This is a genomic window from Pseudomonas sp. KB-10, assembly GCF_018221585.1.
Lineage (GTDB): Bacteria > Pseudomonadota > Gammaproteobacteria > Pseudomonadales > Pseudomonadaceae > Aquipseudomonas > Aquipseudomonas yangonensis.
Map to the genome: position 1 here is coordinate 596,071 of NZ_QYYB01000003.1, position 25,637 is coordinate 621,707.

Below are 25,637 nucleotides of genomic sequence, written 5' to 3' on the forward strand. Positions count from 1 at the left end.
AATGCGCGGTACGAGGAAGCTGTGGGACCTGTGTTGTGAATGAAATGAGTGCAGGGCAGAGCCTGATGCACCTGCCTGGCGCATCCGCGTGTGACACCTGTCACATGATGGCAACCTGATGCTGTTTGAATGGCGGCTTTCCGATCGCACGGGGAGGCCGTTCGTGACCCATGCCAGAGCGCTGCAATCGCTGATGCGAGCCGTCACGCCGCTCGCCGCATCGATGAGTATCAACGAGGTGGCCGACCTGTTACTGGCCACCGAGCACCGTGCGTTTCTCTCCCTGCCGGTGGTGGATGAGCATAATCGGCCGATCGGCCTGGTTAGCCGCGCCACCCTGCAGGACATCTTCATGCAGCGTTTCGGGCGCGACCTGCGCGGCCGCCACCCGGTTGGCGAGGTGATGAACGATGCGCCGCTGATCGTCAGCCTGCAAGCCAGCCTGGAGGAGGCCTCGAAGCAGGTCACCGCGCAGTTGCAGTACCCGATCACCGAGGACTTTATCCTGATCGATGTCCAGGGTAAGTACTGCGGACTGGGCACGGTCCTGGACCTGCTCAAAGCCATGGAGGCGAGGGTAGCCCAGCGCAACCGTGTACTGCGTCAGGCCCTGGTGGACCTCAAGGAATCCCAGGCACAACTGCTGCAGTCGGAAAAGATGGCATCGCTCGGGCAGATGGTCGCTGGCGTCGCTCATGAGCTGAACACGCCGCTGGGCTATGTGAAGAACAACGTGCAGTTATTGCGCGAACTGAGTGAGCCGCTGTTCGAACTCGCCGCCGCCCAGGCGCGGCTGGGCCAATGCCTGAACGACCCCGATTGCGATGAGGCGAGCCTTGCTCAGGCGTTGCAGGCTGCCGAACAGGCTCGCCAGCAGGCCGCGCCGGAACTGCTCGCCGAGGACCTGCAGCAGCTGTATGGCGATACCCTTTACGGCCTGGAACAGATTGCCGAACTGGTGGTTGGTCTCAAGGATTTCGCCCGTCTCGACCGCGCCATGAGCGAGGAGGTCGACCTCAACGACTGCATCCGCAGCGCGCTGCTGATCGCGCGCAATAACATCAAGGACAAGGCCGAAGTGGTGCAGCAACTGGGCGAGTTGCCGCGTATCGCCTGTGCGCCATCGCAGATCAACCAGGTGCTGCTCAACTTGCTGACCAACGCCGCCCAGGCCATCGATGGCATGGGGCGCATCCAGATTCGCAGCTGGGCCGATGCCCAGGGCATCCACATCTCGCTGCAGGACAACGGCCGTGGCATGCCCGCTGAGGTCATGGCGAAGATATTCGATCCCTTCTTCACCACCAAACCGGTCGGCCAGGGCACCGGCCTGGGTTTGTCCATCAGCTACAAGATCGTCCAGGACCATGGCGGCCAGATTCGCGTCGCCTCCGAGCCGGGACGAGGCACGCGCTTTCTTATCAGCCTGCCACTGCCCGCCACCGTCGCCATGCAAAGGAGCGCCTGATGTCTGCACCCGTTCGCATCATGTTCGTCGACGATGAGGAGCGCATTCTGCGCAGTCTCGCCCTGCAGTTTCGCCGCCATTACGAGGTGCTGACCGAAAGCGACCCGCTGCGCGCGCTGCAGCGACTGCGTGAGGAACACATTCATGTGCTGATCAGCGACCAGCGCATGCCGCTGATGAGTGGGGCACAGCTGCTGGCCGAAGCGCGTGAGATCGCGCCGAATACATTGCGCATCCTGCTCACCGGTTATTCCGATCTGGATGCCGCGGTGGACGCATTGAACAACGGCGGCATCTTCCGCTATCTGACCAAACCCTGGGATCAGCAGGAAATGGCGTTCACCCTGCGCCAGGCGGCCGAGCTGGCCGTGCGTCAGGCGCAGCCGCTGCAGGCCGTTGCCAGCGAGAAGCTGAGCGCGCCGTTGACGCTGCTGTTGCTGGACGACGAGCCGGACACGCTCGGCGTTGTAGGCGATTTCTGCGTTGCGGGCGGCCACAACCTGCTACGTGCCCGCAATCTGGCCGAGGCCATGTTGATGCTCAATAACGACAACGTGGACATTCTGGTCAGCGACCTCAAGCTGGCCGGCGAAGACACCGCGCCGCTGCTCAAGACCCTGGCACAAGCGCATCCGCGCCTGCTCAGCCTGGTGGTCACGCCGTTTCAGGACACCCAGGCGCTGCTGCGACTGGTCAACGAGGCGCAGATATTTCGTTATTTGCCCAAGCCAATTCGCCGCGGCTTGTTCGAGAAAGGGCTCAAGGCCGCCGCCGAGCAGGCTTTGATCTGGCGCGCACAGCCGCAGCAGGTGGTCAGCCGTCTGGCCGAGGCGCCGCGTGACGAGCGTGAGCAGGAGAAGGTGGGCAGTTTGATGGGCATGCTCGGCCGTCTGCGTGAGCGTCTGATTGCCTGACAGGCCGGAAAACCTTGTAGGAGCGAGCTCTGCTCGCGAAAACGCGTTCGCGAGCAGAGCTCGCTCCTACGGCATCCCCCCAGCGTATTTCCCGTAAGACCCTGCCTGAGTGCTGGGCTTAGGCCATGACCAGCGCCGGCGAGCTTTGCGCTACAATGCGCGGCGTTCTTTACCTGTCCGAGACCCGTTCATGCCCGCCTGCCAAAATCCGATCATCGTCGCCCTCGACTTTCCCAGCCGTGATGCCGCTCTGGCCCTGGCCGATCAGCTCGATCCGGCGCTGTGCCGGGTCAAGGTCGGCAAGGAGCTGTTCACCCGCAGTGGGCCGCAGGTGGTCGAGGCGCTGCAGGCCAAGGGCTTCGAGCTGTTTCTCGATCTGAAATTCCACGACATTCCCAACACCACGGCGATGGCGGTCAGGGCCGCGGCGGAGCTGGGCGTGTGGATGGTCAACGTGCACTGTTCCGGTGGCCTGCGCATGATGGCGGCCTGCCGCAATGAACTGGACAAGCTGGCCGGCGCCAAGCCGCTGCTGATCGGCGTGACGGTGCTGACCAGCATGGAACAGCAGGACCTGGCCGGCATCGGCCTGGACGTGCCGCCGCAGGAGCAGGTGCTGCGACTGGCCGGCCTGGCCGCCGATGCCGGGCTCGATGGCCTGGTCTGCTCGGCGCAGGAGGCCCGCGCGCTGAAGGTCGCGCAGCCGCGCCTGCAACTGGTGACGCCGGGCATCCGCCCTGCCGGCAGCAGCGCCGACGACCAGAAGCGCATCCTCACCCCGAGCCAGGCGCTGGAGGCCGGCTCCGACTACCTGGTGATCGGTCGCCCGATCAGTCAGGCCGCCGATCCGGCGCAGGCCTTGGCTGGCGTGGTCGCAGAACTGCGCGCCTGAGCCCTGTCGCCCGGATGAGATCCGGGGCGGCCTGGCACGCCGTCCGATCTTTACCGGATTTCATCCGGGCTGCCCGCTGATCGCAGCGCCGCGCTGGTGAAGTCGCCATCAGTGCCCTGCATGACCCACCACTCCAGAGCCTGATAGTGCTGCTCGCCGTCTGGCTTGCTGGCTAGACTCCTCGCCAATTCAACAAGAATCGCTGCGAGGAAGCAGACATGAGCATGACGTTCTCCGGCCAGGTCGCCCTGGTCACCGGCGCTGCCGCCGGTATTGGCCGTGCCACGGCCCAGGCCTTCGCCGCCGAAGGGCTGAAGGTGGTGATTTCCGACGTGGATGTAGCAGGCGGCGAGGGTACCGTCGAGCTGATTCGCGCGGCTGGTGGCGAGGCCTGCTTCGTGCGCTGTGACGTGACCCGCGACGCCGAGGTCAAGGCGCTGCTGGACGCCACGGTGGCGCAATACGGTCGCCTGGATTACGCCTTCAACAACGCCGGCATCGAGATCGAGCAGGGCAAGCTGGCCGATGGCAACGAGGCCGAGTTCGACGCGATCATGGGCGTCAACGTCAAGGGCGTGTGGCTGTGCATGAAGCACCAGATTCCGCTGCTGCTGGCCCAGGGCGGTGGTGCCATCGTCAATACCGCATCGGTGGCTGGCCTCGGGGCCGCGCCGAAGATGAGTATCTATGCCGCTTCCAAGCATGCGGTCATCGGCCTGACCAAATCCGCAGCGGTGGAGTACGCGAAGAAAAAAGTCCGCGTCAACGCGGTGTGCCCGGCGGTGATCGACACCGATATGTTCCGCCGCGCCTATGAAGCCGATCCGAAGAAGGCCGAGTTCGCCGCTGCCATGCACCCGGTAGGGCGTATCGGCAAGGTCGAGGAAATCGCCGCCGCGGTGCTTTACCTGTGCAGCGACCATGCGGCTTTCACCACCGGCCATGCGTTGGCGGTCGATGGCGGCGCTACGGCAATCTGAAGGCTTTGGCCCGCAGGCTAAGGTTGGCTCGCAGGGCCACTGTCAGCAGTGGCCCTGACTGCGCAAAATCCTGCCAGGTTCAACTGGAACGATAACAATAATGACCGCCGACCACTTGCTGACGTTATTCCTTCCCGCTGCACTGGGCATCATCATGCTCGGGCTTGGCCTGTCCCTGAGCCTGGCCGACTTCGCCCGTGTGGCCAAATTTCCCAAACCGGTATTGATCGGGCTGGCCTGCCAACTGCTGTTGTTGCCACTGGCGTGTTTCTTCCTGGCCAAACTGTTCGGCCTGGCACCGGCATTGGCCGTCGGCCTGATGCTGCTGGCGGCCTCGCCAGGCGGCACCACGGCCAACCTCTACAGCCATCTGGCCCATGGCGACGTAGCGCTTAACATCACCCTCACTGCGGTCAATTCGGTCATTGCGATCCTGACCATGCCGCTGATCGTCAATCTGTCGCTGGCGTACTTCATGTCCGCCGATCAGGCCATTCCGCTGCAGTTCGCCAAGGTGGTGCAGGTGTTCATCATCGTCCTCGGCCCGGTGGCGATCGGCATGTGGTTGCGCAGCCGCTTCCCAGGGTTCGCCGAGCGCATGCAGAAGCCGGTGAAAATCGTCTCGGCGCTGTTCCTGCTGCTGATCATCCTGCTGGCGGTGGCCAAGGACTGGCGTACTTTCGTGGACTACGCACCCTCGGTCGGTGGTGCGGCGCTGGCCTTCAACCTGCTGAGCATGGCGGTGGGCTACTGCGTGCCACGCTTGCTCAAGCTCAACCTGCGCCAGGCGATTGCCATCGCCATGGAGATCGGCATCCACAACGGCACCCTGGCCATCGCCCTGGCGCTGAGCCCGGCGCTGCTGAACAACCCGACCATGGCCATCCCCGCGGCCATCTACAGCCTGATCATGTTCATCACGGCCGCGTTGTTCGGCTTGTGGGTCAACCGGGTGCATGGTGCCGAGCTGGCCGAGCCAGTGGTGCAAGGGGAAAAGGCGTAGCGTTGAAGATTGGAGGAGGGCTTGCCTGCGATAGTCGCGGCTAAGCCCCTCCCACTTTCGACGGAGACCGTAGCCCGGATTGCATCCGGCTACAGAGAATCTACCGCTTGCCCCAGTTCAGCACGGCCAGAGTCAGCAGGCCGGCGACGATACCCCAGAACGCCGAGCCGACACCGGCCAGCGTCATGCCCGAGGCGGTGACCAGAAAGGTGATCAGCGCCGCTTCGCGCTCGTTGGGCTCGCTCATGGCCTGGGTCAGGCCGCCGATGATCGAGGCGAACAGTGCCAGTGCGGCGATTGACAGGATCAGCGCTGCTGGTAGCGCCGCGAACAGCGAGGCCAGGGTGGCGCCGAAAATGCCGGCGATGGCGTAGAACACCCCGCACCAGACCGCCGCGGTGTAGCGTTTGCGCGGATCTTCATGAGCCTCCGGGCCGGCGCAGATGGCAGCGCTGATGGCGGCCATGTGAATCCCGTGGCTGCCGAACGGCGCCATCAGAATCGATACCAGGCCGGTGCTGGTCAGTAGCGGCGAGGCCGGCACGTCATAGCCGTTGGCGCGCAATACGGCCATGCCCGGCAGGTTCTGCGAAGCCATGGCGACGATAAACAGCGGAATACCGATACTGATTGCCGCGGCCAGCGAGAAGGTTGGCGTGGTCCATTCAGGCGTGGCCAGTTGCAGCTGGAAGTCCTTGAAGTCCAGCAGGCCGAAGACCGCCGCCAGTACGCTTCCGACGATCAGTGCGCAGAGCACCGAGTAGCGCGGCCACAGGCGTTTGCCAAGCAGGTAGGCGAGCAGCATGGCAACCACCAGAATGGGTTGCTGCTCGGCGGCCACGCAGATTTCCAAGCCGATCTTGAACAGCACACCGGCCAGCAGCGCGGCAGCAATGGAGGCGGGGATGCGGCGCATCAGGCGGTCGAAGGTGCCGGTCAGACCGATCAGCACGATCAGGCCCGAGGCGAGGATGTAGGCGCCAATCGCCTCGCCATAGGAGACCTGCGGCAGGCTGGTGATCAGCAGCGCCGCACCGGGGGTGGACCAGGCGATCATCACCGGCGCGCGGTAGCGCAGCGAAAGCACGATGCAGCACAGCGCCATGCCGATCGACAGCGCCCAGATCCACGAAGAGATCTGCCCTGCTGTGAGGCCGGCAGCCTGACCGGCCTGGAACATCAGCACCAGGGAACTGGTATAGCCGGTGAGCATGGCGATGAAGCCAGCGACCACGGCCGAGGTGGAGGTGTCCGCCAGTGGTCGCAGGCGGGTAGGGGCGGCGTCTTGCATCAGAACATTCCAGTGTCGACGATGATGGGATAGAGCGAGGCGACCAGCAGCAGCGCCATGCCGATATTGAATGCGCGCAGGGCGCGCGGGTTGTCCAGCCACTTGCGCAGCATGCTGCCGGCGACGGTCCACAAACCTACGCTGGGGCAGTTGACCAACGCGAACAGGGCTGCGATCAGCAACACGTTGCTGAAAAAACCATCCTGCGGTGTATAGGTGGTAATGGCACCGATGGCCATGATCCACGCCTTCGGGTTGACCCACTGAAAGGCCGCTGCCTGAATGAAGGTGAAGGGTTTGGCCTCCGGGTTCTCACGGCTTTGCGGCGCGCCGGACTGGGCGATCTTCCAAGCCAGGTAGAGCAGATACGCAGCGCCGACATAGCGCAGCACATCGTGCAGCACCGGCAGGCGCTGGAACACCTGGCCAAGGCCCAGCCCTACGGCGGCCACCAGCAGCATGAAACCCAGGCTGATGCCGAGCATGTGCGGAATGCTGCGGCGCACGCCAAAGTTCACGCCGGAGGCGAGCAGCATCATGTTGTTGGGGCCAGGCGTCACCGAGGTGACGAAGGCGAAGGCGATGAAGGCGAGCAGCAGTTCGGTGGACATGGTCGTTCTCCCGGGACTGGCAAAGCCTATTGCGCCACCGCAGCGGCGTCGCGGTACAGCCATGGCTGGGTTGGGCCGTACAGTCTGGCCAAGCGCTGCCTGGGTGGTTAGCCTCGGATTTTTGCCGAACAGGGATAAAGGCCATGCAACCGGACAATCCTTACAGTACCCCTGAGGTGGAATTGCTCGACGGCTCCGATGCTCGGGCATTGCCGGGTTGGCATGCCAGGCAGTTGCGTGTACTGGGCTGGCTGGCGCTGGTCTCGGTGCTGGGCAATGCGCTGGTGGTCGGGCTGACGTCCGCCGGCGCGCTGCTGGAAGCGCATGAGGCCGAGCTGCTGTTTACCTACACCGACTGGCTGGGTCTGGTGCTGGTACTGCTTGGCTGCTACCTGCTGCTGCGCTTCAAGGCCTTTGCCGAAGCCCGCTTTGCTGCACGAAACCTGGGCGCACCGGTATGGGCTGTGCTGGCAGGTTCTCTGTTGCTGGAGCTGGTCGATTTACTGTTCGGCGAGCAGCTGTTTACTGGGCTCGACTGGCAGACTTTGAGCTATATGACGCTGCTTTGCCTGACAGGGATAGGCACCACCTGGCTGGGCATCCGGCTGCTCAAGCTGCAATACCCTTATCCGCCACTGAAGGTGATGGCCTGGCTCGATATCGTCGGTGGGCTGATGTTGGCCACCGTGCTGTTGATGCTGCTGGCGCTGCTGCCGTTGCTCGGCGCCGGGGTGGCGCTGATGCTGGTGTTCTTCAGAGGGGCTGCCGAGTTGCAGGCGGCCGATCACCTGGGCCCGAAGTGACGAGAGCCGCCCATGGGCGGCTCTGGTTTTTCAGCGTCTTACCATTTGTAGTCGAGGCTCGCCGTCACGCGGCGAGGGTCGCCGGCATAGCAGTAGAAACCGTCGCAGGTGGCCAGGTATTCCTTGTCGAACAGGTTGTTGGCGTTGAGCGACACGCTGGCCCCACGCAGGCTGGCATCGAGCTGACCGAGGTCGTAGCGCACCGCAGCGTCGTAGACGGTGTAAGCGCTGCTGTGGCCGTCGGAGGCGTCACGTACGAAACCCATGTTGCCGACGGCAATATTATCGGTGGAGCCGACAAAGCGGGCGCCGAAACCGACGCCGAAGCCCGCCAGCACACCCTGGTTCCAGTCGTAGTCGGCCCAGATCGACGCCTGATGCTCGGGGATCAGCGGCAGGGCGCGGTTCTTGTCGCGCGGATCGCCAACCTCGGTCATCTTGCTGTTGGTGTAGCTGTAGGAGGCGGTCAGGCTGAGGTTCTCGGTGACGTTGCCGGTGGCTTCCAGCTCCAGGCCGCGGACTTCCACCTCGCTGACTGGCTCGGTGGCCCCGGCGATGTTGGTGGTCACGATGTTCTGCCGCGTCAGGTCATAGACGGCGGCGGTGAACAGCATGTCGCTGCCCGGCGGTTGATACTTGATGCCCAGTTCGTACTGCTTGCCGGTGCTGGGTTTGAACGCCGCACCGCTGTTGCCGCCAGCTTCGGCCTGAAAGGACTCGGCATAGGACACGTAAGGTGTGAAACCTGAGTCGAACACGTAGCTCAGCGCGGCGTTGCCGCTGAATTGGCTATCGCGGCGACTGTCCCTGGCATTGTTGGCGTTATAGAAGACCGAGTCGGTATCCAGCCGATCCCAGCGACCGCCCAGGGTCAGGCGCCAGGCGTCGAGTGCCATCTGGTCCTGCAGATAGAGGCCGGTGTTTCTGCGCTTCTGGTTGTAGTTCTGTAGATCGCCATAGGTAACGCCACTAAAATCCTGGCCATAGCTTGGATTGTTAATGTTACTCGGAGGAACGTTGATCCCAATGACGTTGAAGTTGTCGTCATAGAGGTAGGCGTTGCCGAACTGCCAGCGGTAGTCCGTATTCACTTTTAGGTAGTCGAGGCCAAGCAGCAGGGTGTGGCCTATTGCGCCAGTGTTGAAGTCCGCCTGGAAGTTGTTGTCCACGGCGAAGTGCCTGATGTTCTCGTCATAGATATTGGCGCCACGATCAACTCTGCCGTCGGGAGCTACCGAGAATGCTGAACCCCCAGCCGTGATGATCTGGTTATCCAGTTCGAGTTTGCTGTAGCGCAGGTTCTGATTGAACTGCCAGATATCGTTGATACGGTGCTCGAAGGCATAGCCCAGTGCATAGAAGGTCTTGTCGTAGAACTCCCAGTCAGGGTCGCCAAGGTTCTTGTGGTAGTCGACCTTGCCGGCCGGCGTGCCCAGCTTGGTGCCCTGCAGCGGCAGGAACTGGCTGGTGCCGCCGGTATCGTCACGGTTGAACTGGCCGAGGAAGGTCAGCCTGGTGTCGTCGGCGATATTCCAGGTAAGGCTTGGCGCGAGATTGAAACGCTGATCGTCGATATGTTCGACGGTGGTGCCGCTGTCACGGCCGGTGCCGCTGAAACGGTAGAGAAACTGGCCTTCATCATCGATCTTGCCAGTGCTGTCGAAGCTGATCTGCTTGTGGTTGTAGTTACCGACCTGGACCTGTACTTCATGGCTGCTTTCAGCCTGCGGGCGGCGGCTGACGGCATCCACCAGGCCACCGGGCGGCGTCTGGCCATACACAGCCGAGGCGGGGCCGCGCAGCACGGCGACACGCTCCAGGTTCCAGGTTTCCAGTTTGGCCATGGTATAGCTGCCCTTGGGCAGCGGCAGGCCGTCGAGCATCTGGATCGGCTCGAAGCCGCGGATCTTCATCCAGTCGGCGCGGCTGTCGCTGCCGTAGCTGCTGGCGATCACCCCCGGCATGTAGCGCACGGCGTCATCGAGGTTCTGCACCTTGCGGTCCTGCATCTGTTCGCGGGTGGCGACGGAGATCGAGCGCGGCGTTTCCAGCAGCGGTGTGTCGGTTTTAGTGCCGGTCGCGGTGCGGTTGGCCAGGTAGCCGCGGGTCGGGCCCAAAGCCGTTTCGGCGGCCTGCTCGCTGGCGGTGACGGTCACGTCCGGCAGTGCTACGGCAGCTTCCGCTGCCGGGACCAGGCTGTAGGCGCCGCCGCTGCCTTGCAGCTGCAGGCCGGTGCCACGCAGCGCCTGATTGAGCGCTTCGATGGCCTCGTAGTCACCCGTGACCGGTGCCGAGCTTTTGCCCTCGGTCAGCGTGGGATCGATGCTCAGTGTTACGCCGGCCTGGCTGGCGATCTGGTTGAGCGTGGTGGCCAAGGGACCGGCCGGCAACTGATAGGGCTCGGCATGAGTCAGCCCGGCATGGCCGGCTAAGGCGATGGTCAGGGCCAGCAGCGTATGGCGGAACGGGGCAGGGCGGAAGGACATTGCGAACCTCTCCTAAGAGTTAATGTATCTCAATGCCCTTCTGCCGAAGCAGAAAGAAAAAGTGACAGGGGCGGGGAAAATTATTTTTCCGCCGGCACCACGCGGGTCCACCAGGGCCCCAGCCGCTCGGCCCGTACTGGCAGGCTCAATGCCAGCGCTGCCAGCGCCTTGTCACTGTCATGCAGGGGGAAACTGCCGCTGATGCGCAGCCCGGCCAGACTGGGATCGAGGCTCAGAAAGCCGCTGTGGTATTCCCCAAGCTGGTCGATCAGGTGTTGCAGCGGCAGGTTGTCCGCCACCAGCATGCCGCGGCTCCAGGCGTCGGCGCCGACCGGCGCGGGGCTGCTGGCGCTGAGGTGCTGGCTGTCCATGCGCACCTGTTCACCGCTGTGAATGATGCGCTCCTGCGAGCCGGCCAGCGGCCTGGCTGCGACCGCCGACTGCAACACGATCAACTCGGTCGCGGCGCCGTCGCGCCGCACCAGAAAGCGCGTGCCCAGCGCCCGCAAACGCCCCTGATCCGTCTCGACGATGAACGGTCGGGCATCGCCATTGGCCGTCTGAATCAGAATCTCGCCGCTGCGCAGATGCAGGCGTCGTTCGTTGTCGTCGAACTCGATATCCAGTGCACTGCGGCTGTTGAGGCGAATCTGGCTGCGGTCGGTGAGCAACAGGTCGCGCTGCTCGCCGCTGGCCGTATGGTAGTCGGCGAAATAATCACCCAGCGGGCGTTGCTGAGCCAGCAGCGTCACGCCGGTGGCCAGCAGCAGGCCGAGAGCACCACCGCCAAGCCGGCGCAGGCTGCGTCGACGGCTGACATTGCCTTGCAGCAGTGCGCGTCGTGCTATGGGGGCGCTGGCCGCGTAGAGTTGCTGGTCGATCCCGCCAAGACGCCGCCAGACCAGGCCATGCTCCGGGTGAGCAGCCAACCAGTCGGCGAAATCGTTGCGCTGCTGTTCGCTGGCTTCGCCGGAGTCGAGGCACAGTTGCCAGGCGATGGCTTCATCGAGCACGCGCGCCGAGACCTGGCTCATCGCGGCGCTCCGTACAGCGCGACATAGCACTGGCGCAGAGCCTGGGCGAGGTACTGACGCACGCGGGATGGCGACACGCCAAGGCGTTCAGCGATCTCGGCATGGCCCAGACCATCCAGCCGGTTATAGAAGAAGGCCGCGCGTGCCTTGCTCGACAGTTGGCCGAGGAGGCGGTCGATTTCGGCCAACTGTTCCAGCGCCAGTGTCTGTTCCTCCGGGCTCGGCTGCACGGCTTCGGGAGCTTGCGCGAGTTCTTCCAGATAGGCGCGTTCCAACGCGCTGCGGCGGAACTGGTCGACCAGCAGGCCCTTGGCGATGGTGGTCAGCAGCGCCCTGGGCTCGCGCGGGCTGTGCAGATCAGCACGACCGAGCAGGCGTACGAAAGTGTCCTGGCTCAGGTCTTCGGCGCGCTGCGCACAGTTCAGGCTTCTGCGCAGCCAGCCGAACAGCCAGTCACGGTGGTCGCGATAAAGCAGACCGACCAGCTGCTGATCGCTGGAATCCTGAACCGACACGCGCACCTCGCGATATCTAAGTTAAGGTGATAATGATTCGCATATGATTGCAGAGGTCGTGTCAGGGTGCAATCACGCAATTGCTGGCGTGACCGGTGGTGCGGGCCAACGAAAGAGGCAGGTTGAGTCGGGGAGTGGAAGGGCTCAGGTGCGTTCCTGGCGGCTGCGTGCCAGGGCGTGATTGACCTCCAGCCAGCCGCGCACCGCATCTTCGCTCATTTCGGCGAACACGCGCTGCAGTAGGCGCGCCTGCTCACGGCGCAGGGCCTGTTCCAGCTTGGCGCCTTCTGGCGTGAAGCCGAGCAGGCGTTTGCGCTTGTCGTCAGCGGCGGCTTCGCTTTGCACCAGGTTCATCTCGATCAGCTGGCGCAGCGGCATGTTCAGCGCCTGTTTGCTCACACCCAGATAACCCAGCAGCTCGGTCATGTTCAGGCCCGGATACTTGGCGATGAAAAATAGTATGCGGTGATGCACGCGTGACAGGCCGCGCTTGGCCAGCATTTCGTCGGGCTTGGCGGTGAAGGCCTGGTAGCCGAAGAAGAAGGCTTCCATGGCGGCTTGCTGAGTAGCGGCATTCTTGATGACCTGCAGGCCTTGACGGCCGCCCTGTGCGCCCTCGAGGGGCGACGTTAAAAACTTCTCGGGGAAATTTTTTAGGTCAGACATATTGACGTATCTCGGGCTGCGGGCGTAGTTTCGGTCAAGCAGTTTGACTTAATTCCAATGACTTTTGCACCCCAGGACATCCAATGGCCTTCTCCGAACGCATCGCCCGCCTGAAAAGCTCTCTGATTCGTGAAATCCTTGCCGCGGCGCAGCGTCCGGAGGTGATGTCGTTCGCCGGTGGTCTGCCGGCCGAGCCGATGTTGCCCAAGGTGGACTGGACCGAGATGCCGGCGAGTATGGGCCAATACGGCATGAGCGAGGGCGAGCCGGCGCTGCGCGAAGCCATCGCTGCCGAGGCGCGTGCATTGGGCGTACCCTGTGAGGCCAGCCAGGTGCTGATCGTCAGCGGCTCGCAGCAGACGCTGGATCTGGCCTCGAAGTTGTTCATCGATCCGGGCACCGAAGTGTTGCTCGAAGCGCCGACCTACCTGGCCGCACTGCAGGCCTTCCAGCTGTTCGGTGCCGATTGCATCAGCGTGCCGCAGGAAGCCGACGGCCCCGAGCTGGCGGTGCTGCGCCAGCGTCTGGAAAACCACAAGCCGGCTTTCGCCTACCTGATCCCGACCTTCCAGAACCCGTCCGGCACCCGTTACAGCGAAGCCAAGCGCGAAGCGGTAGCGGCGCTGCTCGACGAGTTCGGCGTGACCCTGATCGAGGACGAGCCGTACCGCGAGCTGGTGTTCGATGAAGGCAGCGCCACGCCCATCGTCAGCCGCCTGAAGAAGGCCAGCTGGATCTACACCGGCACCGTATCCAAGACCCTGCTGCCGGGCCTGCGCGTCGGCTACCTGATCGCCACCAAGGACCTTTACCCGCATCTGCTGCGTCTGAAGCAGTCGGCCGACCTGCACACCAACCGCATCGGTCAGTGGCAGGCGCTGCAGTGGCTGGGCAGCGAGCAGTACCGGGTGCATCTGGCCGAGCTGCGTGATTTCTACCGCATTCGTCGCGACGCCATGCAGGCCGCGCTGCAGGAACACTTCGGCGATCTGGCCACGTGGGAAATCCCGCAGGGCGGTCTGTTCTTCTGGCTGACCCTGAAGCAGCCGCTGGATACCCGCACGCTGCTCGATGCGGCACTGGGGCAGAACGTCGCCTTCATGCCGGGCGAGCCGTTCTTCATCGATCCGGATGCCAACCCCGGTCACCTGCGACTGAACTTCAGCCATGTGGCGCCGGAGCGTCTGGGCGAGGGGCTGCGCCGGCTGGCGGCGGTGATTCGCGATGCGCAGAGTGCGTGATTGGATGTTCCCCTGTAGGAGCGGATTTATCCGCGATTCGCGGCTGAAGCGAAATGCTGCCCAGCCGCTCCTACCAAGGCAGGGGTGATTGGCGGCGAGCTTGCCGCGACGTTTTGATAGGGAGGGCAATGCGATGTTCAAGGTCTACGGCGATTACCGTTCGGGCAACTGCTACAAAGTCAAGCTGATGCTGCATCTGCTCGGCAAACCCTACGAGTGGGTGCCGATCGATATTCTCAAGGGCGAGACGCAGAGCGAAGCCTTCCTGGCCAAGAACCCCAACGGCAAGATTCCGGTGCTGGAGCTGGACGACGGCACCTGCCTGTGGGAGTCCAATGCCATCCTCAATTACCTGGCCGATGGCAGTGAGTTCCTGCCCAGCGAGCCACGCCTGCGCACCCAGGTGCTGCAATGGCAGTTCTTCGAGCAGTACAGCCACGAGCCCTACGTTGCAGTCGCGCGTTTCATTCAGCTCTACCAGGGCATGCCCGAGGAGCGCCGCGAGGAACACGCGCGCTGTCTGAAGCTCGGCTACAAGGCCCTCAAAGTGATGGAGAAACAGCTCGAGCGTACGCCCTACCTGGTCGGCGAGCATTACTCCATCGCCGATATCGCCCTGTATGCCTACACCCATGTGGCGGGTGAGGGCGGCTTCAGCCTCGACGCCTTCCCGGCTGTGCGCGCCTGGGTCGAACGCGTCGCCAGCCATCCACGTCATGTGACCATGCTGGGCTGAGCCGCCCGGGCGGCTGGCAGCTGAGCCAGCCTCGGCTAGAGTTTGGCGGTAACCGCACGAAGGAGCCGCCATGTCGGATGGGAATCGCAAGCTGGGCCTGGGGGCGCTGACCGCGCTGGTGGTGGGCTCGATGGTCGGCGGCGGAATCTTCTCGCTGCCTCAGAACATTGCCGCGCGGGCCGATGTCGGCGCCGTGCTGATCGGCTGGGGCATTACCGCAGTAGGCATGCTGGCTTTGGCCTTCGTGTTTCAGAGCCTGGCCAACCGCAAACCGCAGCTCGACGGCGGGGTGTACGTCTACGCCAAGGCAGGGCTGGGCGATTACATGGGGTTTTCCTCGGCCTGGGGCTACTGGATCAGCGCCTGGCTGGGCAACGTCGGCTACTTCGTCCTGCTGTTCTCGACTCTGGGTTACTTCTTCCCGGCCTTCGGCCAGGGCAACACGCCGCTGGCCATCACCTGTGCCTCGGTGTTGCTGTGGTGCGTACACGCCCTGGTGCTGCGCGGCATCAAGGAGGCGGCGCTGATCAACCTGATCACCACAGTGGCCAAGCTGGTGCCGATCCTGGTGTTCATCGTTATTGTCGGCCTGGCCTTCGACCGCGACATATTCACCCGTGACATCTGGGGGCGCAGCAACCCGCAATTCGGTGGCGTGCTGGAGCAGGTGCGCAACATGATGCTGGTCACCGTGTTCGTGTTCATCGGTATCGAAGGGGCGAGCGTGTACTCGTCGCGCGCCGAGCGCCGACGCGATGTGGGCAAGGCCACTGTGATCGGTTTTCTCGGCGTGCTGGCGCTGCTGATGCTGGTTAACCTGCTGTCGCTGGGGGTGATGAGCCAGCCCGAGCTGGCGGCGCTGCAGAACCCGTCCATGGCCGGGGTGCTGGAGCACGTGGTGGGGCGCTGGGGCGCGGTTTTCATCAGCATCGGCCTGGCGATTTCGCTGCTTGGCGCATTGCTGTCCTGGGCGCTGCTGTGCGCTGAAATCCTCTTCGTCTCTGCCAAGGACGGCACCATGCCGGCCTTCCTGCACCGCGAGAATGCCAATCAGGTGCCGGTCAACGCGCTGTGGCTGACCAACGGCATGATCCAGCTGTTTCTGCTGATCACCCTGTTTTCCCAGGGCACCTACCTGTCGCTGATCTACCTGGCATCGTCGATGATTCTGGTGCCCTACCTGTGGTCGGCGGTCTATGCGCTGTTGCTGGCGCTGCGCGGCGAAACCTACGAAGGCCAGGCCGGGCTGCGCCGCAAGGATCTGGCCATCGGCCTGCTTGCGGTGGGCTACGCGATCTGGCTGTTGTATGCCGGCGGGGTCAAGTACCTGCTGCTGTCGGCGCTGCTCTACGCGCCGGGAGCGCTGCTGTTTCGCCAGGCCAAGCGCGAGCAGGGGCAGGTACTGTTCGCCCGCTACGAATGGCCGATCTTCGCCGCCGTATTGCTGACAGCCGTGCTGGCAGGCTATGGCCTGTATGCCGGTCACCTGACGCTCTAGCAGGCCGTTGAAAAACTACCTGCGTTGGCAATACTGCGTTAAAAACGGCCTCGCGTGCGAGCCCAGTCAAAATGCTCATTTACAACGCGTAAACTGCGCTTTTTCGGCCGTTTTTGCCTTGTCTTGCCTGCCTCGCTTACGTTATTCAAGGGCCTGCTAGCGCTGGACAAAGCGGCCAGCGCGCGGATAATCCGCCCCATCGCCCTCTGACCCTGGCCTCGCGACCCCTATGCGCAAATCCCTGCGTACCGCCCTGATCTGGATGCTGATGCTCGCCCTGCCGGCACAGGCCATGGCGGCGCTCGGCATGCAGTTGTGCGAGCAGGTGCATCGCAGCGGCGCTCTGCAGATGAGCTCGACTCAGCAGGGCGAGCACGGCATGCACCACGACATGGCGGCCGACAGCGCACATGGCGCGCATCAGGACGCCGCCCCGCTGGCCAGCAGCGATGCTCCTGCCGATGGTAGCCTCTGCACCCTGTGCGCTTTCTGCGTCGGTGTCGCAGCGCCCAGCCAGCCGTTTCTGAACGACTCTGCGCTGCAAAACGTCGAGCCGGCTACAGCCTGGCCCGACCGCCTTATCGTCGGTGTGGCCGACACGCCCGAACGCCCCCCGCGTCTTTCTCTCGCCTGAGCCCCTTAGGTAGCGCCGTCCTGCGGCGCCTGTAGCTCACGCGGCCGCCTGGCCGCCGTACGAGAACACATCATGACTTTGCATTCCCTTGCCGGAAGGCTGCTGGGCATCACTGCCCTGGCGCTGCCCGGCATCCTGATGGCAGGCCAGCCCGATCCGCTGGACGCCAACGCCGCCGTGCCGGCGCAGGATTACCGTTCCCCTTTGCACGACTACCGCGCCCAGGCCGACGAGCCGTTGCAGGACTGGCGAGCAGCCAACGATCAGGTCGGCCGTATCGGCGGCTGGCGCACCTACAGCATGGAAGGCTGGGAGCAGCCGGCCGAGCAGGGCGCCGAGCCCGTTGAGGGAGGTGGCCATGACCACCATTAAACCCGCCGTACTGCTCTGCACCGCGCTGCTGCTGGCCGGCTGCGCCGGCTTCAGCCAGGACGGCGGCTTCGACCCGGTGCAGCAAAGCGCCGAGCGCCAGCTGGACAAGCAACTGCTGTGGGCGCGCGACGAGGCCGGCCGTGGGCAGATCGAGGCGCGCGTCGCCGAGCTGCTGGCCGAACCCCTGAGTCTGGACGCCGCAGTGCAGCTGGCGCTGCTCAACAACCGAGGTCTGCAGGCATCCTTCGACGAGCTGGGCATCGGCGAGGCCGATCGCGTGCAGGCCGGGCGCCTGCCCAATCCCGGCTTCTCCTATGGCCGTCTGGAAAAGGGCAGCGAGGTCGAATACGAGCGCGGCCTGCACCTGAATCTGGCGCGGCTGATCGCCCTGCCGCTGACCTCGCGCCTGGAAGGTCGGCGCTTCGAGCAGTTGCAGCGGCAGACCAGCCTGGCGGTGTTCGACCTGGCCAGCGAGACGCGCAAGGCCTGGTACCAGGCGGTCGCCGCCGAGGAGAGCCTGGTCTACGCGCGGCAGGTGCTGGACGCCGCCGAAGCCGGCGCCGAGCTGGCCCGGCGCATGGTCGCGGTGGGCAACTTCAGCAAGCTGCAGCAGGCCGAGCAGCAGAACTTCTACGCCGAGGCCGGCATCGGTCTGATCCAGGCCGAACAGGCGCGAGTACGCAGCCGCGAGCAGCTGACCCGTCTGCTCGGCCTGTGGGGCGAGCAGCTCGACTACCGCCTGCCCGAACGCCTGCCGGCGCTGCCGAAAACCGCGGACGAGTTGCCGGACGTGGAGCGCCTGGCCATGAACCAGCGCCAGGACATCCAGGCCGTGCGCCTGGATGCAGAGCGCCTGGCGCAGAACCTCGGCCTGACCCGCACCACGCGTTTCATCAACGTGCTGGAGCTGGGCGTGGTCAACAACCGTTCCAACGAGGAGCCGACCCAGCGAGGCTACGAGATCAGCGTCGAGCTGCCGCTGTTCGACTGGAACGGGGCCAAGGTGGCGCGGGCCGAGGCGCAGTATCGCCAGGCGCTCAACCGCGCCGCCGAGACGGCGATCGACGCCCGCTCGCAGGTGCGCGAGGCCTACCACGCCTACCGCAACGCCTTCGAACTGGCGCAGCACTACCGCACCGAGGTACTGCCGCTGCGCCAGCGCATCGCCGAGGAAAACCTGCTGCGCTACAACGGCATGTTCATCAGCACCTTCGACCTGCTCGCCGATGCGCGCCGGCAGATGCAGGCGGTGGATGGCTACCTGCAGGCGCAACGCGACTTCTGGCTGGCGCGCGCCGACCTCGACATGGCCCTGTTGGGCGCCCCCAATCCCTCGCTCGGCGCGGCGCCTGCCGCTGCTGCCGGGCCGGCCGCCGCCGCCGCCGCCGGCCATTGAACAAGGAATTTCCCAGATGGTTTCACGACGCGATTTCTTTCTCGGAGCCGGCGCCATCGGCGCTGCGGTGGCCACTTCGGCGGTCAGCCGGGTGGCCATGGCGGCCCTGCCCGAACCGGTGCTGCAGGCCAGCGCCGACACCCAACCGCCGTTGCAGCCGAACAGCGGGCGGCCCTACAACCCGGTGGTCACCCTCAACGGCTGGACCCTGCCGTGGCGGATGAACAACGGCGTCAAGGAGTTCCACCTGGTCGCCGAGCCGGTGGTGCGCGAGCTGGCGCCCGGCTACAAGGCCCACCTGTGGGGCTACAACGGCCAGTCGCCGGGGCCGACCATCGAGGTGGTGGAGGGCGACCGGGTGCGCATCTTCGTCACCAACAAGCTGCCCGAGCACACCAGCATCCACTGGCACGGCCAGCGTCTGCCCAACGGCATGGACGGCGTGGCGGGCCTGACCCAGCCGGCGATTCCGGTGGGCAAGACCTTCGTCTACGAGTTCGTCGCCCGTCGCCCCGGCACCTTCATGTACCACCCGCACGCCGACGAGATGGTGCAGATGGCCATGGGCATGATGGGGTTCTGGGTCACTCACCCCAAGGAGCATCATCCGCTGTTCAGCGAGGTGGACCGCGACTACTGCTTTCTACTCAGCGCCTACGACATCGAGCCGGGCGCCTACACGCCGAAGATCATGCAGATGCTCGATTTCAACCTGTGGACCTTCAACAGCCGCGTGTTCCCCGGCATCGACCCGCTGGTGGCGCGCCAGGGCGAGCGCGTGCGCCTGCGCGTCGGCAACCTGACCATGACCAACCACCCGATCCACCTGCACGGTCACGAGTTCGAGGTCACCGGCACCGACGGCGGGCCGACCCCGGTCGGCTCGCGCTGGCCGGAGGTGACCGCCGATGTGGCGGTGGGGCAGATGCGCCAGCTCGAGTTCATCGCCGACGAGGAGGGCGATTGGGCGCTGCACTGCCACAAGAGCCACCACACCATGAACGCCATGGGCCACGACGTGTCGACTCTGGTCGGCGTCGATCACCGCGACATGACCCGCAAGATCGCCAATCTGGTGCCGGACTACATGGTGATGGGCGAGCGCGGCATGGCCGACATGGCAGAGATGCAGATGCCGCTGCCGGACAACACCGTGCCGATGATGACCGGCGACGGCCCGTTCGGCTCGGTGGAGATGGGCGGCATGTTCACCATGCTCAAGGTGCGCAAGGAGCAGGCCGCCGGCGACTACCTCGACCCGGGCTGGTTCAAGCATCCGGCCGGCACCGTGGCCTATGAGTGGAAGGGAGCACTGGCCAACCCGAGCCGCTCGCATGATGGCGGCGGCCAGTCGATGCCACTCAAGCAACCGCTCGAGGCGCCGGTGGAAGTGCAGGTACGCAAGCCCGGCGGTCATGCCGGGCATTGACGGGGCGGGCTGCCACGCGGCCCGATCCCCACAACAAGCGAGGCCTCACCGATGAAAACAGCACAGCTACTAATTCTGATCCTGATCGGGCTGCTCGGCAGCCCGGCAGCGCTGGCCCACAGCGAGGCGCACAAGGAACATCACGCCGCCGCAACGATCAGGGAGCAGAAGCTCTGGGGCATTGCCGGCGATGCCGGTGAGGTCGACCGCACCATCGAGATCCGCATGACCGACCGGATGCGCTTCACCCCGGATCGGCTGCAGGTCACACAGGGCGAGACCATTCGTTTCGTCCATTACAACGACGGCAAGATCCTCCACGAGTTCGTCATCGGTACCCGCGAAACTCTGGATGAACATGCCGAGGCGATGCTGCGTTTTCCCGGTATGGAGCACGACGAGCCCTACATGGCCCACGTTGCGCCGGGGCAGAGCGGCGAGATGATCTGGACCTTCAACCGCGCCGGCGAATTCGATTTCGCCTGCCTGATCGCCGGCCACTACCAGGCTGGCATGGTTGGCACCATCCAGGTGCTGGCCGACTGACCTACGAGAGGAAACACGCATGAAGAAGCCATTGCTGATCGCGGCGCTGGCCGCCCTGTTCAGCCTGCCGCTGCAGGCTGCCGATCCCGCGCCGCTGAGTCAGGGCGAGATACGCAAGGTGGACGCCGCCGCGCAGAAGATCACTCTGCGTCACGGCCCCATCGCCAGTATCGGCATGCCGCCGATGACCATGGTCTTCGAGGTTGAGAAAGCGGAACTGCTGGAAGGGGTTTCGGCGGGAGAGAAGGTGCGCTTCCAGGCGCGCCAGGAGGGTAACCGTTACATCGTTACCGAACTGCAGGTAGTGGAGTAGCCCGCAGAGCCGGCCCGGGCATTGCGCTCCGGGCCGGCGAACACTCAGTTCAGCGCGTCGCTCAGGGCCTTGGCCGGCACCAACTTGACCACTTTCTTGGCCGCGATTTCGATGCTCTTGCCAGTCTGCGGGTTGCGGCCGGTGCGGGCCGGGCGCTCGCTCACTTTCAGCTTGCCGATGCCCGGCAGGGTGATCTCACCATCGTTTTCCAGCGCGTCGCCGACAATTTCGCCCAGCTGATCGATCAGGGTGCGGACCGTGGCTTTCGGCAGGGATACGGCCTCGGCCAGGTCGCTGATCAGTTGGTCTTTGGTGATTGCCATGATGTAACTCCGTTTGCAGGTAAGAGGTTCGGCGCGACAGGCGGGGCCGCACAGCCGAAAACGTGGGAACGCTAGCACAAAAGATACGGCTCGGCAGCGCCGTAGCAGGCACTTCCGATAGGGCTTAGTGTCGCATCGCTCGGCGTGGTTCCGGTGCGCGACCAAAAAAACGCAGCGGCCGGCGTGGCCCCGGGTACCGTGGGCGGCATCGGATCACACGGCGTTAGTCATACCCGGGCGAGGGCATTATTGATGGAGGCAATTGTCGCTGTTGTTGCTCACGCCGACGGCGACTCGGCGCGGCTCGGCTAAGCTACAGGAATCTGCCCAATGCTGGAGTGCCATTATGCTGCGCACATTCGCTGATCTAGGGTTTCGTTGGAAAATCGCGCTGCCCATCCTATTGCTGGCCGTGTTGCTGGTGAGCATGGGGACACTGGGGATGCGGGGTATCGCTCAGGTTGCTGAGTCCAGCACCACGTTGACCAATCGTCATTTACCGGCAATCAGTCTGCTGCTCAACGCAGACCGCGATCTTTATCAGGCCTTCATTGCCGAGCGCAGTTTGCTCGACGAAGACTCCGAGGCGCATGCGGCGGAGCTTCGTGCCTCCCATGCGGAGAATCTGCAGCAAGCCTACGACCGGGTGCATGAATTCGCCGCAATGCAGCCGAGTCGTGAAGCGTTGGCGCTGGTGGCGGAATTCGATCAAGGTTATGAGCGCTGGAAAGCGACTTCGCTGCGCGTACTGGAAATGGCCGACAGCGATCCGAACGCAGCCAGTAGGCTGAGTTTCGCTGACAGCGAAGTGCATTTCGAACAAGCGCGTACCGCTATCGATAAACTGGGTGAGCTGGAAGACAGTGCTGCCAATGCGGTCGGTACCAAAGCCATTGCGCACGGCGAGGCGTTGGCCTGGCAGCAGGGGCTGATAATCGCCATCGGCTTGCTGGTCTGCGTGGTACTGGTGGTCGGTTTTCCACTTCTGGTAACCCGTCCCTTGCACAGCCTGCTCCACCGCATCGAGCAGATCGCGGACGGCGATGGTGATCTGCGGGTCCGCCTGGATGTGCTGTCCCGGGACGAACTGGGCAAGCTCAGCCACGCTTTCAACCGCTTCCTCGACAAGCTGCAGCCTTTGATCAGGGAGGTCGGACGGGTAACCGGCGAAGTGGCTGATTCGGCCAAGAGCCTGGCGGGAATGGCGGCGGCCAACGACCGGCTGATCAGCAGCGAACATGCCGCGGTGGATCAGGTCAGCACCGCTGCGACCGAGATGAGCGTGGCGGTGCATGAAGTCGCGCGCAACGCACAGAATGCCGCCGATGCCGCACGGCATGCCGAAGTGCAGTCACGTGAAGGCGCGCAGGTCGTCGGCGTGACCATCAACTCGATTCGACAATTGGCTCAGGAGGTGGAAAGCGCCTCCGACACCATACAAACCCTGGAGCAGGAAACCGCCAATATTGGCGCCGTGCTGGCGGTGATCAAGGGCATCGCCGAGCAGACCAACCTGCTGGCGCTCAATGCTGCCATCGAGGCTGCGCGGGCAGGGGAGCAGGGGCGCGGTTTCGCCGTAGTCGCCGATGAGGTGCGGGCACTGGCTGCGCGCACCCAGGAGTCGACCAAGGACATCCAGCAGATGATCGAGCGTTTGCAGACCGGTGTGCAGAATGCCGTCAAGGCTACCCACTCCGGGAGCGCCCGCGCGCGACAGAGCGTGGAGCAGGCAGCCGGCGTCGATCAGGCGCTGAGCGTGACCGGTGATTCGGTGCAGCGTATCAACGATATGGCTGCGCAGATCGCCACGGCCTGCGAGCAGCAGAGCAGCGTTACCGAAGAGATCGCACGCAACATCAGCGACATCCGCGACCTCTCCAACGAAGCGGCGCAGACCTCCGAGCAGAGCACGCGGGCCAGCCAGCACCTGTCCGAGCTGTCCAATGGTCTGGCCCAGCTGGTGGGCCGGTTCCGGGTTTGAGGTGAGCGGTCGGCGTATCTAAGTGTTTGAAGCAGTTGTAAGTTTGCGTTTAGTCGTTACAATGGCGCGGCCCGTCGCAATGACGGGCAGCGTTATGGTGGCCCTGCCGGTCCCCTCGCATTGATCAGCCGTGAACCCGGTCAGGCCCGGAAGGGAGCAGCCGCAGCGGTGACATCGAGTGCCGGGGTGTGGCTGGTAGGGTCCACCTCCAGTGACCTAAGTCATTGATTCTGAACGGGTTTTCACTCCAGTCCACGCAGTGGTACAAGGAGTGATACATCCGTGTCTACTGTCCCCTCTTACCTTCTCATGTCGCGCCATTCGGTCTTCTACTTCCGTATCGTGGTGCCTGAAGTCATTCGCCCTTTGTTCCCCCAGCGGGAGATACGCAGGTCGCTCCAGACGCGCTGCCGTAGGGAGGCGTTGATCCGTGGGCGTGAGCTTCTGCTGCAGGCCCAGCGACTGTTCACAGAGGCATTCCAGGGGCGTCGGCCATCGTTGGACCTCCTGAGGGGCGCCTGGGAGGCGGGTGGGAAGCGCGTTGCTAGCTGGGCCTCCTGGCTGCGCCAGCAGCAGTTGGTTAGTACCTTCGAGGCCGTGATAGCTACTCCTCGGGAGCAGCCGAGCAGGGGGCCGCAGAAGGTCAGCACGGTCCCCATTCGTGACGAGCCGCCGCTGGCCCCGTTGTTCTCCAAGGTCGTCGACGAGTACCTGCGCCAGCAAGCTCGGGAAGGTGTCTCTACCAAGACCCTCGACGACAAGCGGGCAATGGCTTCCCTGTTCGTCCGCGTCATCGGAGACCATCCGATAAACCTCATTACCCGCAAGGAGACACAGCAGTTCCGGGAGACAGCGCTGAAGCTGCCGCCCCGGATACACCAGCTCTCCGTCACGTCCCTGGAGCAGGCCATTGCCGAGGCCAAGACCACCATCAGTCAGACCACGTTCAACAACTACGTGAAGAACCTGACGACGTTCTTCGCCTATGCCATCCGGGAGGGGTACTGCGATAAGAACCCGCTCTACAGGCTTGGCATCAAGCGCAGGGGGAAGGTGAACCAGGAGCGTTCGGCGTTCACTGAGGCCGACCTGAAGGCCTTGTTCGACAGGAGCAGGTACGCGCCTGCAAATGGGCCGAAGCCGAACCAGTATTGGCTACCCCTGTTGGGGCTCTATACGGGCGCACGGCTGAATGAGCTGTGTCAGCTGTACCTGGACGATATCGTGGTCGTTAATGGTGTGGACTGTCTTCACATACGGAAGGGCCGACCGGACCAGAAGCTCAAGAACGATGGCTCTGAGCGTTTGGTCCCGATTCACTCTCGCCTGAAGGCCCTTGGGTTCATGGAGTATGTCGCCAGGCAGCGTGGGGATGGAGATGCGCGGCTATTTCCGGAGCTGACCCTTCACAAGAAGCATGGCTACAGCGCTGCCCCCTCCAAGTGGTTCGCTCGGGTCAGGGCGCAACTGGGCTTTGAGGGGAAGAAAGACTTCCACAGCTTCCGGCATACATTCGCAGACCACTTGAAGCAGAAGGGGGTGTCTGAAGCGTTGGTCGGCGGTGTACTGGGGCATCAGACAGGCGGGGTAACATTCGGTCGTTACGGGAAAGACTTCAGGCCGGAGGTGCTGGTGCCCGTGGTGGAAATGGTAACTCTGAAAGCACCCTAAACAGGGGCCGCTCCCTGGCCCCCCTTATCGTCAGGTGGTGTGACAGACGTAAGAGCAGTAGTAGCAGCCATTGGCGGTGGGGTACATGCGGCGAGCCGCAACCACAGCGGTCTGGCAACCGGCGTGATAACCAAGGTCTGTACGATTAACAGGGAGGTACTGGCAGGTGGCCTTATGCACCTCATGGTCACCATTTGCCTGCTGACGCTGGTTGACGTAGTAACGTTCCATGATGGTCTCCTCAGCGCTTTTTGTTGCTCTGCGAAACCACCGAGCCAGCCAAGGCCTTGGTGGTGTCACTGGAGCGTGGGTTGCGGAGTGCCTGCGAAGCTTTGCTCTCCATGTCAGCTCCGGTCTCTTTCCCAGTGGTCGCTTGCGCAAGTGCGGAGCCGGCAAGACTCTTTGCGATTGCAGAAGCATTGGGGTCGCGGAGTGTTTCGGATGCCAACGTAGCGATGCTGGCCGATGTATCTTTGTCGTTCTTCGCCATGATGGTATTACCTCAAATAGGCGATTGCGGTAGTCGGCCAGCTCGGGGAACCATTCGGCAGCTGCGCGTTGACGGAACAACTGTCGCAATTGCTTAATTGGCCCCCCGTCAGGGCCGGTTCGTGTAACTACTGCTGAGCTCCCGGTGGGGCGGGTAACTGCGCTGTCGTCTCCACAACTTCAGGCGCAGTTGCTCGCTGACTTCCTTTCACTCGACCTCGCAATGAGGTCTGCAGCACGGGTAGAACACAATATATTGTGGTGTTCTGTTCCGTGAGCATCAAGATAATGTGCCCGGATAGGCGCTGCAACGCCACGGTGAAGAACAGCCTGTGGATAACGTGT

26 protein-coding genes, 1 other RNA gene and 1 pseudogene are annotated in these 25,637 nt (G+C 63.8%); 19 read left to right on the forward strand and 9 right to left on the reverse strand.

The features are described from left to right. Nucleotides 1–163 precede the first annotated feature (163 nt). From DXK50_RS11365 to DXK50_RS11385, 5 genes are all read left to right on the forward strand, one after another. Complete coding sequence (locus DXK50_RS11365; RefSeq protein WP_461818773.1) at nucleotides 164–1,468, forward strand: sensor histidine kinase; 1,305 nt, start codon at nucleotides 164–166, stop codon at nucleotides 1,466–1,468. Further along, complete coding sequence (locus tag DXK50_RS11370) at nucleotides 1,465–2,382, forward strand: response regulator (RefSeq protein ID WP_212630442.1); 918 nt, start codon at nucleotides 1,465–1,467, stop codon at nucleotides 2,380–2,382. Before DXK50_RS11365 ends, DXK50_RS11370 begins: the two co-directional genes overlap by 4 nt. Nucleotides 2,383–2,572: 190 nt before the next feature. Next, the gene (gene pyrF / locus DXK50_RS11375) at nucleotides 2,573–3,274 is read left to right on the forward strand and encodes an orotidine-5'-phosphate decarboxylase (protein ID WP_212630370.1); all 702 of its coding nucleotides are present in this window, start codon (nucleotides 2,573–2,575) and stop codon (nucleotides 3,272–3,274) included. 218 nt (nucleotides 3,275–3,492) lie between these two features. Then, complete coding sequence (locus DXK50_RS11380) at nucleotides 3,493–4,254, forward strand: SDR family oxidoreductase (RefSeq protein WP_212630371.1); 762 nt, start codon at nucleotides 3,493–3,495, stop codon at nucleotides 4,252–4,254. Nucleotides 4,255–4,354: 100 nt separating this feature from the next. Further along, nucleotides 4,355–5,257 (forward strand): bile acid:sodium symporter family protein, encoded by a 903-nt coding sequence (locus DXK50_RS11385; RefSeq protein WP_212630372.1) that lies wholly within the window; start codon nucleotides 4,355–4,357, stop codon nucleotides 5,255–5,257. 100 nt (nucleotides 5,258–5,357) lie between these two features. On the opposite strand, the gene DXK50_RS11390 is transcribed toward DXK50_RS11385, so the two are convergent. Together DXK50_RS11390 and DXK50_RS11395 are read right to left on the reverse strand one after the other, a co-directional pair. Next, entirely contained in the window at nucleotides 5,358–6,548 is a 1,191-nt protein-coding gene (locus DXK50_RS11390; protein ID WP_161865276.1) for a benzoate/H(+) symporter BenE family transporter, read from the reverse strand. Next, nucleotides 6,548–7,159: a LysE family translocator gene (locus DXK50_RS11395; protein ID WP_017677277.1), complete on the reverse strand. Its 612-nt coding sequence runs from the start codon at nucleotides 7,157–7,159 to the stop codon at nucleotides 6,548–6,550. Before DXK50_RS11395 ends, DXK50_RS11390 begins: the two co-directional genes overlap by 1 nt. Before the next feature lie 143 nt (nucleotides 7,160–7,302). On the opposite strand from DXK50_RS11395, the gene DXK50_RS11400 reads away from it, so the two are divergent. Next, complete coding sequence (locus DXK50_RS11400; protein WP_212630373.1) at nucleotides 7,303–7,962, forward strand: hypothetical protein; 660 nt, start codon at nucleotides 7,303–7,305, stop codon at nucleotides 7,960–7,962. A gap of 38 nt (nucleotides 7,963–8,000) precedes the next feature. Here the strand turns inward: DXK50_RS11400 and DXK50_RS11405 are convergent, their stop codons facing one another. From DXK50_RS11405 to DXK50_RS11420, 4 genes are all read right to left on the reverse strand, one after another. Further along, on the reverse strand, nucleotides 8,001–10,448 hold the full coding sequence (locus tag DXK50_RS11405; RefSeq protein WP_212630374.1) for a TonB-dependent siderophore receptor: 2,448 nt from the start codon (nucleotides 10,446–10,448) through the stop codon (nucleotides 8,001–8,003). An 80-nt stretch (nucleotides 10,449–10,528) separates the two neighbouring features. Further along, nucleotides 10,529–11,482 (reverse strand): FecR domain-containing protein, encoded by a 954-nt coding sequence (locus DXK50_RS11410; RefSeq protein WP_212630375.1) that lies wholly within the window; start codon nucleotides 11,480–11,482, stop codon nucleotides 10,529–10,531. After that, complete coding sequence (locus DXK50_RS11415; RefSeq protein WP_461818778.1) at nucleotides 11,479–12,003, reverse strand: RNA polymerase sigma factor; 525 nt, start codon at nucleotides 12,001–12,003, stop codon at nucleotides 11,479–11,481. Before DXK50_RS11415 ends, DXK50_RS11410 begins: the two co-directional genes overlap by 4 nt. 138 nt (nucleotides 12,004–12,141) lie before the next feature. Next, nucleotides 12,142–12,663: a MarR family winged helix-turn-helix transcriptional regulator gene (locus tag DXK50_RS11420; RefSeq protein WP_212630377.1), complete on the reverse strand. Its 522-nt coding sequence runs from the start codon at nucleotides 12,661–12,663 to the stop codon at nucleotides 12,142–12,144. A gap of 83 nt (nucleotides 12,664–12,746) precedes the next feature. Here DXK50_RS11420 and DXK50_RS11425 point away from each other — a divergent pair, with 83 nt between their 5' ends. From DXK50_RS11425 to DXK50_RS11465, 9 genes are all read left to right on the forward strand, one after another. After that, the gene (locus tag DXK50_RS11425) at nucleotides 12,747–13,904 is read left to right on the forward strand and encodes an aminotransferase-like domain-containing protein (RefSeq protein WP_212630378.1); all 1,158 of its coding nucleotides are present in this window, start codon (nucleotides 12,747–12,749) and stop codon (nucleotides 13,902–13,904) included. 133 nt (nucleotides 13,905–14,037) lie between these two features. Then, on the forward strand, nucleotides 14,038–14,640 hold the full coding sequence (locus tag DXK50_RS11430) for a glutathione S-transferase family protein (RefSeq protein WP_212630379.1): 603 nt from the start codon (nucleotides 14,038–14,040) through the stop codon (nucleotides 14,638–14,640). Between the two features lie 70 nt (nucleotides 14,641–14,710). Next, a complete protein-coding gene (gene arcD, locus DXK50_RS11435; protein WP_212630380.1) occupies nucleotides 14,711–16,138 on the forward strand; it encodes an arginine-ornithine antiporter in 1,428 nt (475 codons plus the stop codon). Nucleotides 16,139–16,367: 229 nt separating this feature from the next. Next, nucleotides 16,368–16,772 carry a hypothetical protein gene (locus DXK50_RS11440; RefSeq protein ID WP_212630381.1) on the forward strand — a complete coding sequence of 135 codons (405 nt, stop codon included), beginning with the start codon at nucleotides 16,368–16,370 and terminating at the stop codon, nucleotides 16,770–16,772. A 72-nt stretch (nucleotides 16,773–16,844) separates the two neighbouring features. Next, complete coding sequence (locus DXK50_RS11445; RefSeq protein ID WP_212630382.1) at nucleotides 16,845–17,144, forward strand: hypothetical protein; 300 nt, start codon at nucleotides 16,845–16,847, stop codon at nucleotides 17,142–17,144. Beyond that, nucleotides 17,131–18,540 carry a TolC family protein gene (locus DXK50_RS11450; protein WP_212630383.1) on the forward strand — a complete coding sequence of 470 codons (1,410 nt, stop codon included), beginning with the start codon at nucleotides 17,131–17,133 and terminating at the stop codon, nucleotides 18,538–18,540. Before DXK50_RS11445 ends, DXK50_RS11450 begins: the two co-directional genes overlap by 14 nt. Nucleotides 18,541–18,556: 16 nt before the next feature. Continuing rightward, nucleotides 18,557–19,969 carry a multicopper oxidase family protein gene (locus DXK50_RS11455; RefSeq protein ID WP_212630384.1) on the forward strand — a complete coding sequence of 471 codons (1,413 nt, stop codon included), beginning with the start codon at nucleotides 18,557–18,559 and terminating at the stop codon, nucleotides 19,967–19,969. 51 nt (nucleotides 19,970–20,020) lie between these two features. After that, nucleotides 20,021–20,515 carry a cupredoxin domain-containing protein gene (locus tag DXK50_RS11460; RefSeq protein WP_212630385.1) on the forward strand — a complete coding sequence of 165 codons (495 nt, stop codon included), beginning with the start codon at nucleotides 20,021–20,023 and terminating at the stop codon, nucleotides 20,513–20,515. Nucleotides 20,516–20,534: 19 nt separating this feature from the next. Beyond that, entirely contained in the window at nucleotides 20,535–20,828 is a 294-nt protein-coding gene (locus DXK50_RS11465; RefSeq protein ID WP_161865263.1) for a copper-binding protein, read from the forward strand. A gap of 44 nt (nucleotides 20,829–20,872) precedes the next feature. Here DXK50_RS11465 and DXK50_RS11470 read toward each other — a convergent pair whose 3' ends face one another. After that, nucleotides 20,873–21,151 carry an HU family DNA-binding protein gene (locus tag DXK50_RS11470; protein WP_037054278.1) on the reverse strand — a complete coding sequence of 93 codons (279 nt, stop codon included), beginning with the start codon at nucleotides 21,149–21,151 and terminating at the stop codon, nucleotides 20,873–20,875. Nucleotides 21,152–21,497: 346 nt separating this feature from the next. Here DXK50_RS11470 and DXK50_RS25480 point away from each other — a divergent pair. The 4 genes and pseudogenes from DXK50_RS25480 to DXK50_RS11485 all read left to right on the forward strand — a co-directional run. Then, a pseudogene (locus DXK50_RS25480) lies at nucleotides 21,498–22,274 on the forward strand (HAMP domain-containing protein); the annotation flags it as partial. Between the two features lie 78 nt (nucleotides 22,275–22,352). Beyond that, nucleotides 22,353–23,132 carry a methyl-accepting chemotaxis protein gene (locus tag DXK50_RS25485; RefSeq protein WP_438810727.1) on the forward strand — a complete coding sequence of 260 codons (780 nt, stop codon included), beginning with the start codon at nucleotides 22,353–22,355 and terminating at the stop codon, nucleotides 23,130–23,132. A 104-nt stretch (nucleotides 23,133–23,236) separates the two neighbouring features. Beyond that, an RNA gene (ffs, locus tag DXK50_RS11480) (signal recognition particle sRNA small type) lies at nucleotides 23,237–23,333 on the forward strand. An 81-nt stretch (nucleotides 23,334–23,414) separates the two neighbouring features. Next, complete coding sequence (locus tag DXK50_RS11485) at nucleotides 23,415–24,803, forward strand: tyrosine-type recombinase/integrase (RefSeq protein WP_212630387.1); 1,389 nt, start codon at nucleotides 23,415–23,417, stop codon at nucleotides 24,801–24,803. 30 nt (nucleotides 24,804–24,833) lie between these two features. Here the strand turns inward: DXK50_RS11485 and DXK50_RS11490 are convergent, their stop codons facing one another. Together DXK50_RS11490 and DXK50_RS11495 are read right to left on the reverse strand one after the other, a co-directional pair. Then, on the reverse strand, nucleotides 24,834–25,034 hold the full coding sequence (locus DXK50_RS11490; protein WP_179545049.1) for a hypothetical protein: 201 nt from the start codon (nucleotides 25,032–25,034) through the stop codon (nucleotides 24,834–24,836). Between the two features lie 10 nt (nucleotides 25,035–25,044). Then, nucleotides 25,045–25,293 (reverse strand): hypothetical protein, encoded by a 249-nt coding sequence (locus tag DXK50_RS11495; protein ID WP_074940354.1) that lies wholly within the window; start codon nucleotides 25,291–25,293, stop codon nucleotides 25,045–25,047. Between the last annotated feature and the right edge of the window lie 344 nt (nucleotides 25,294–25,637).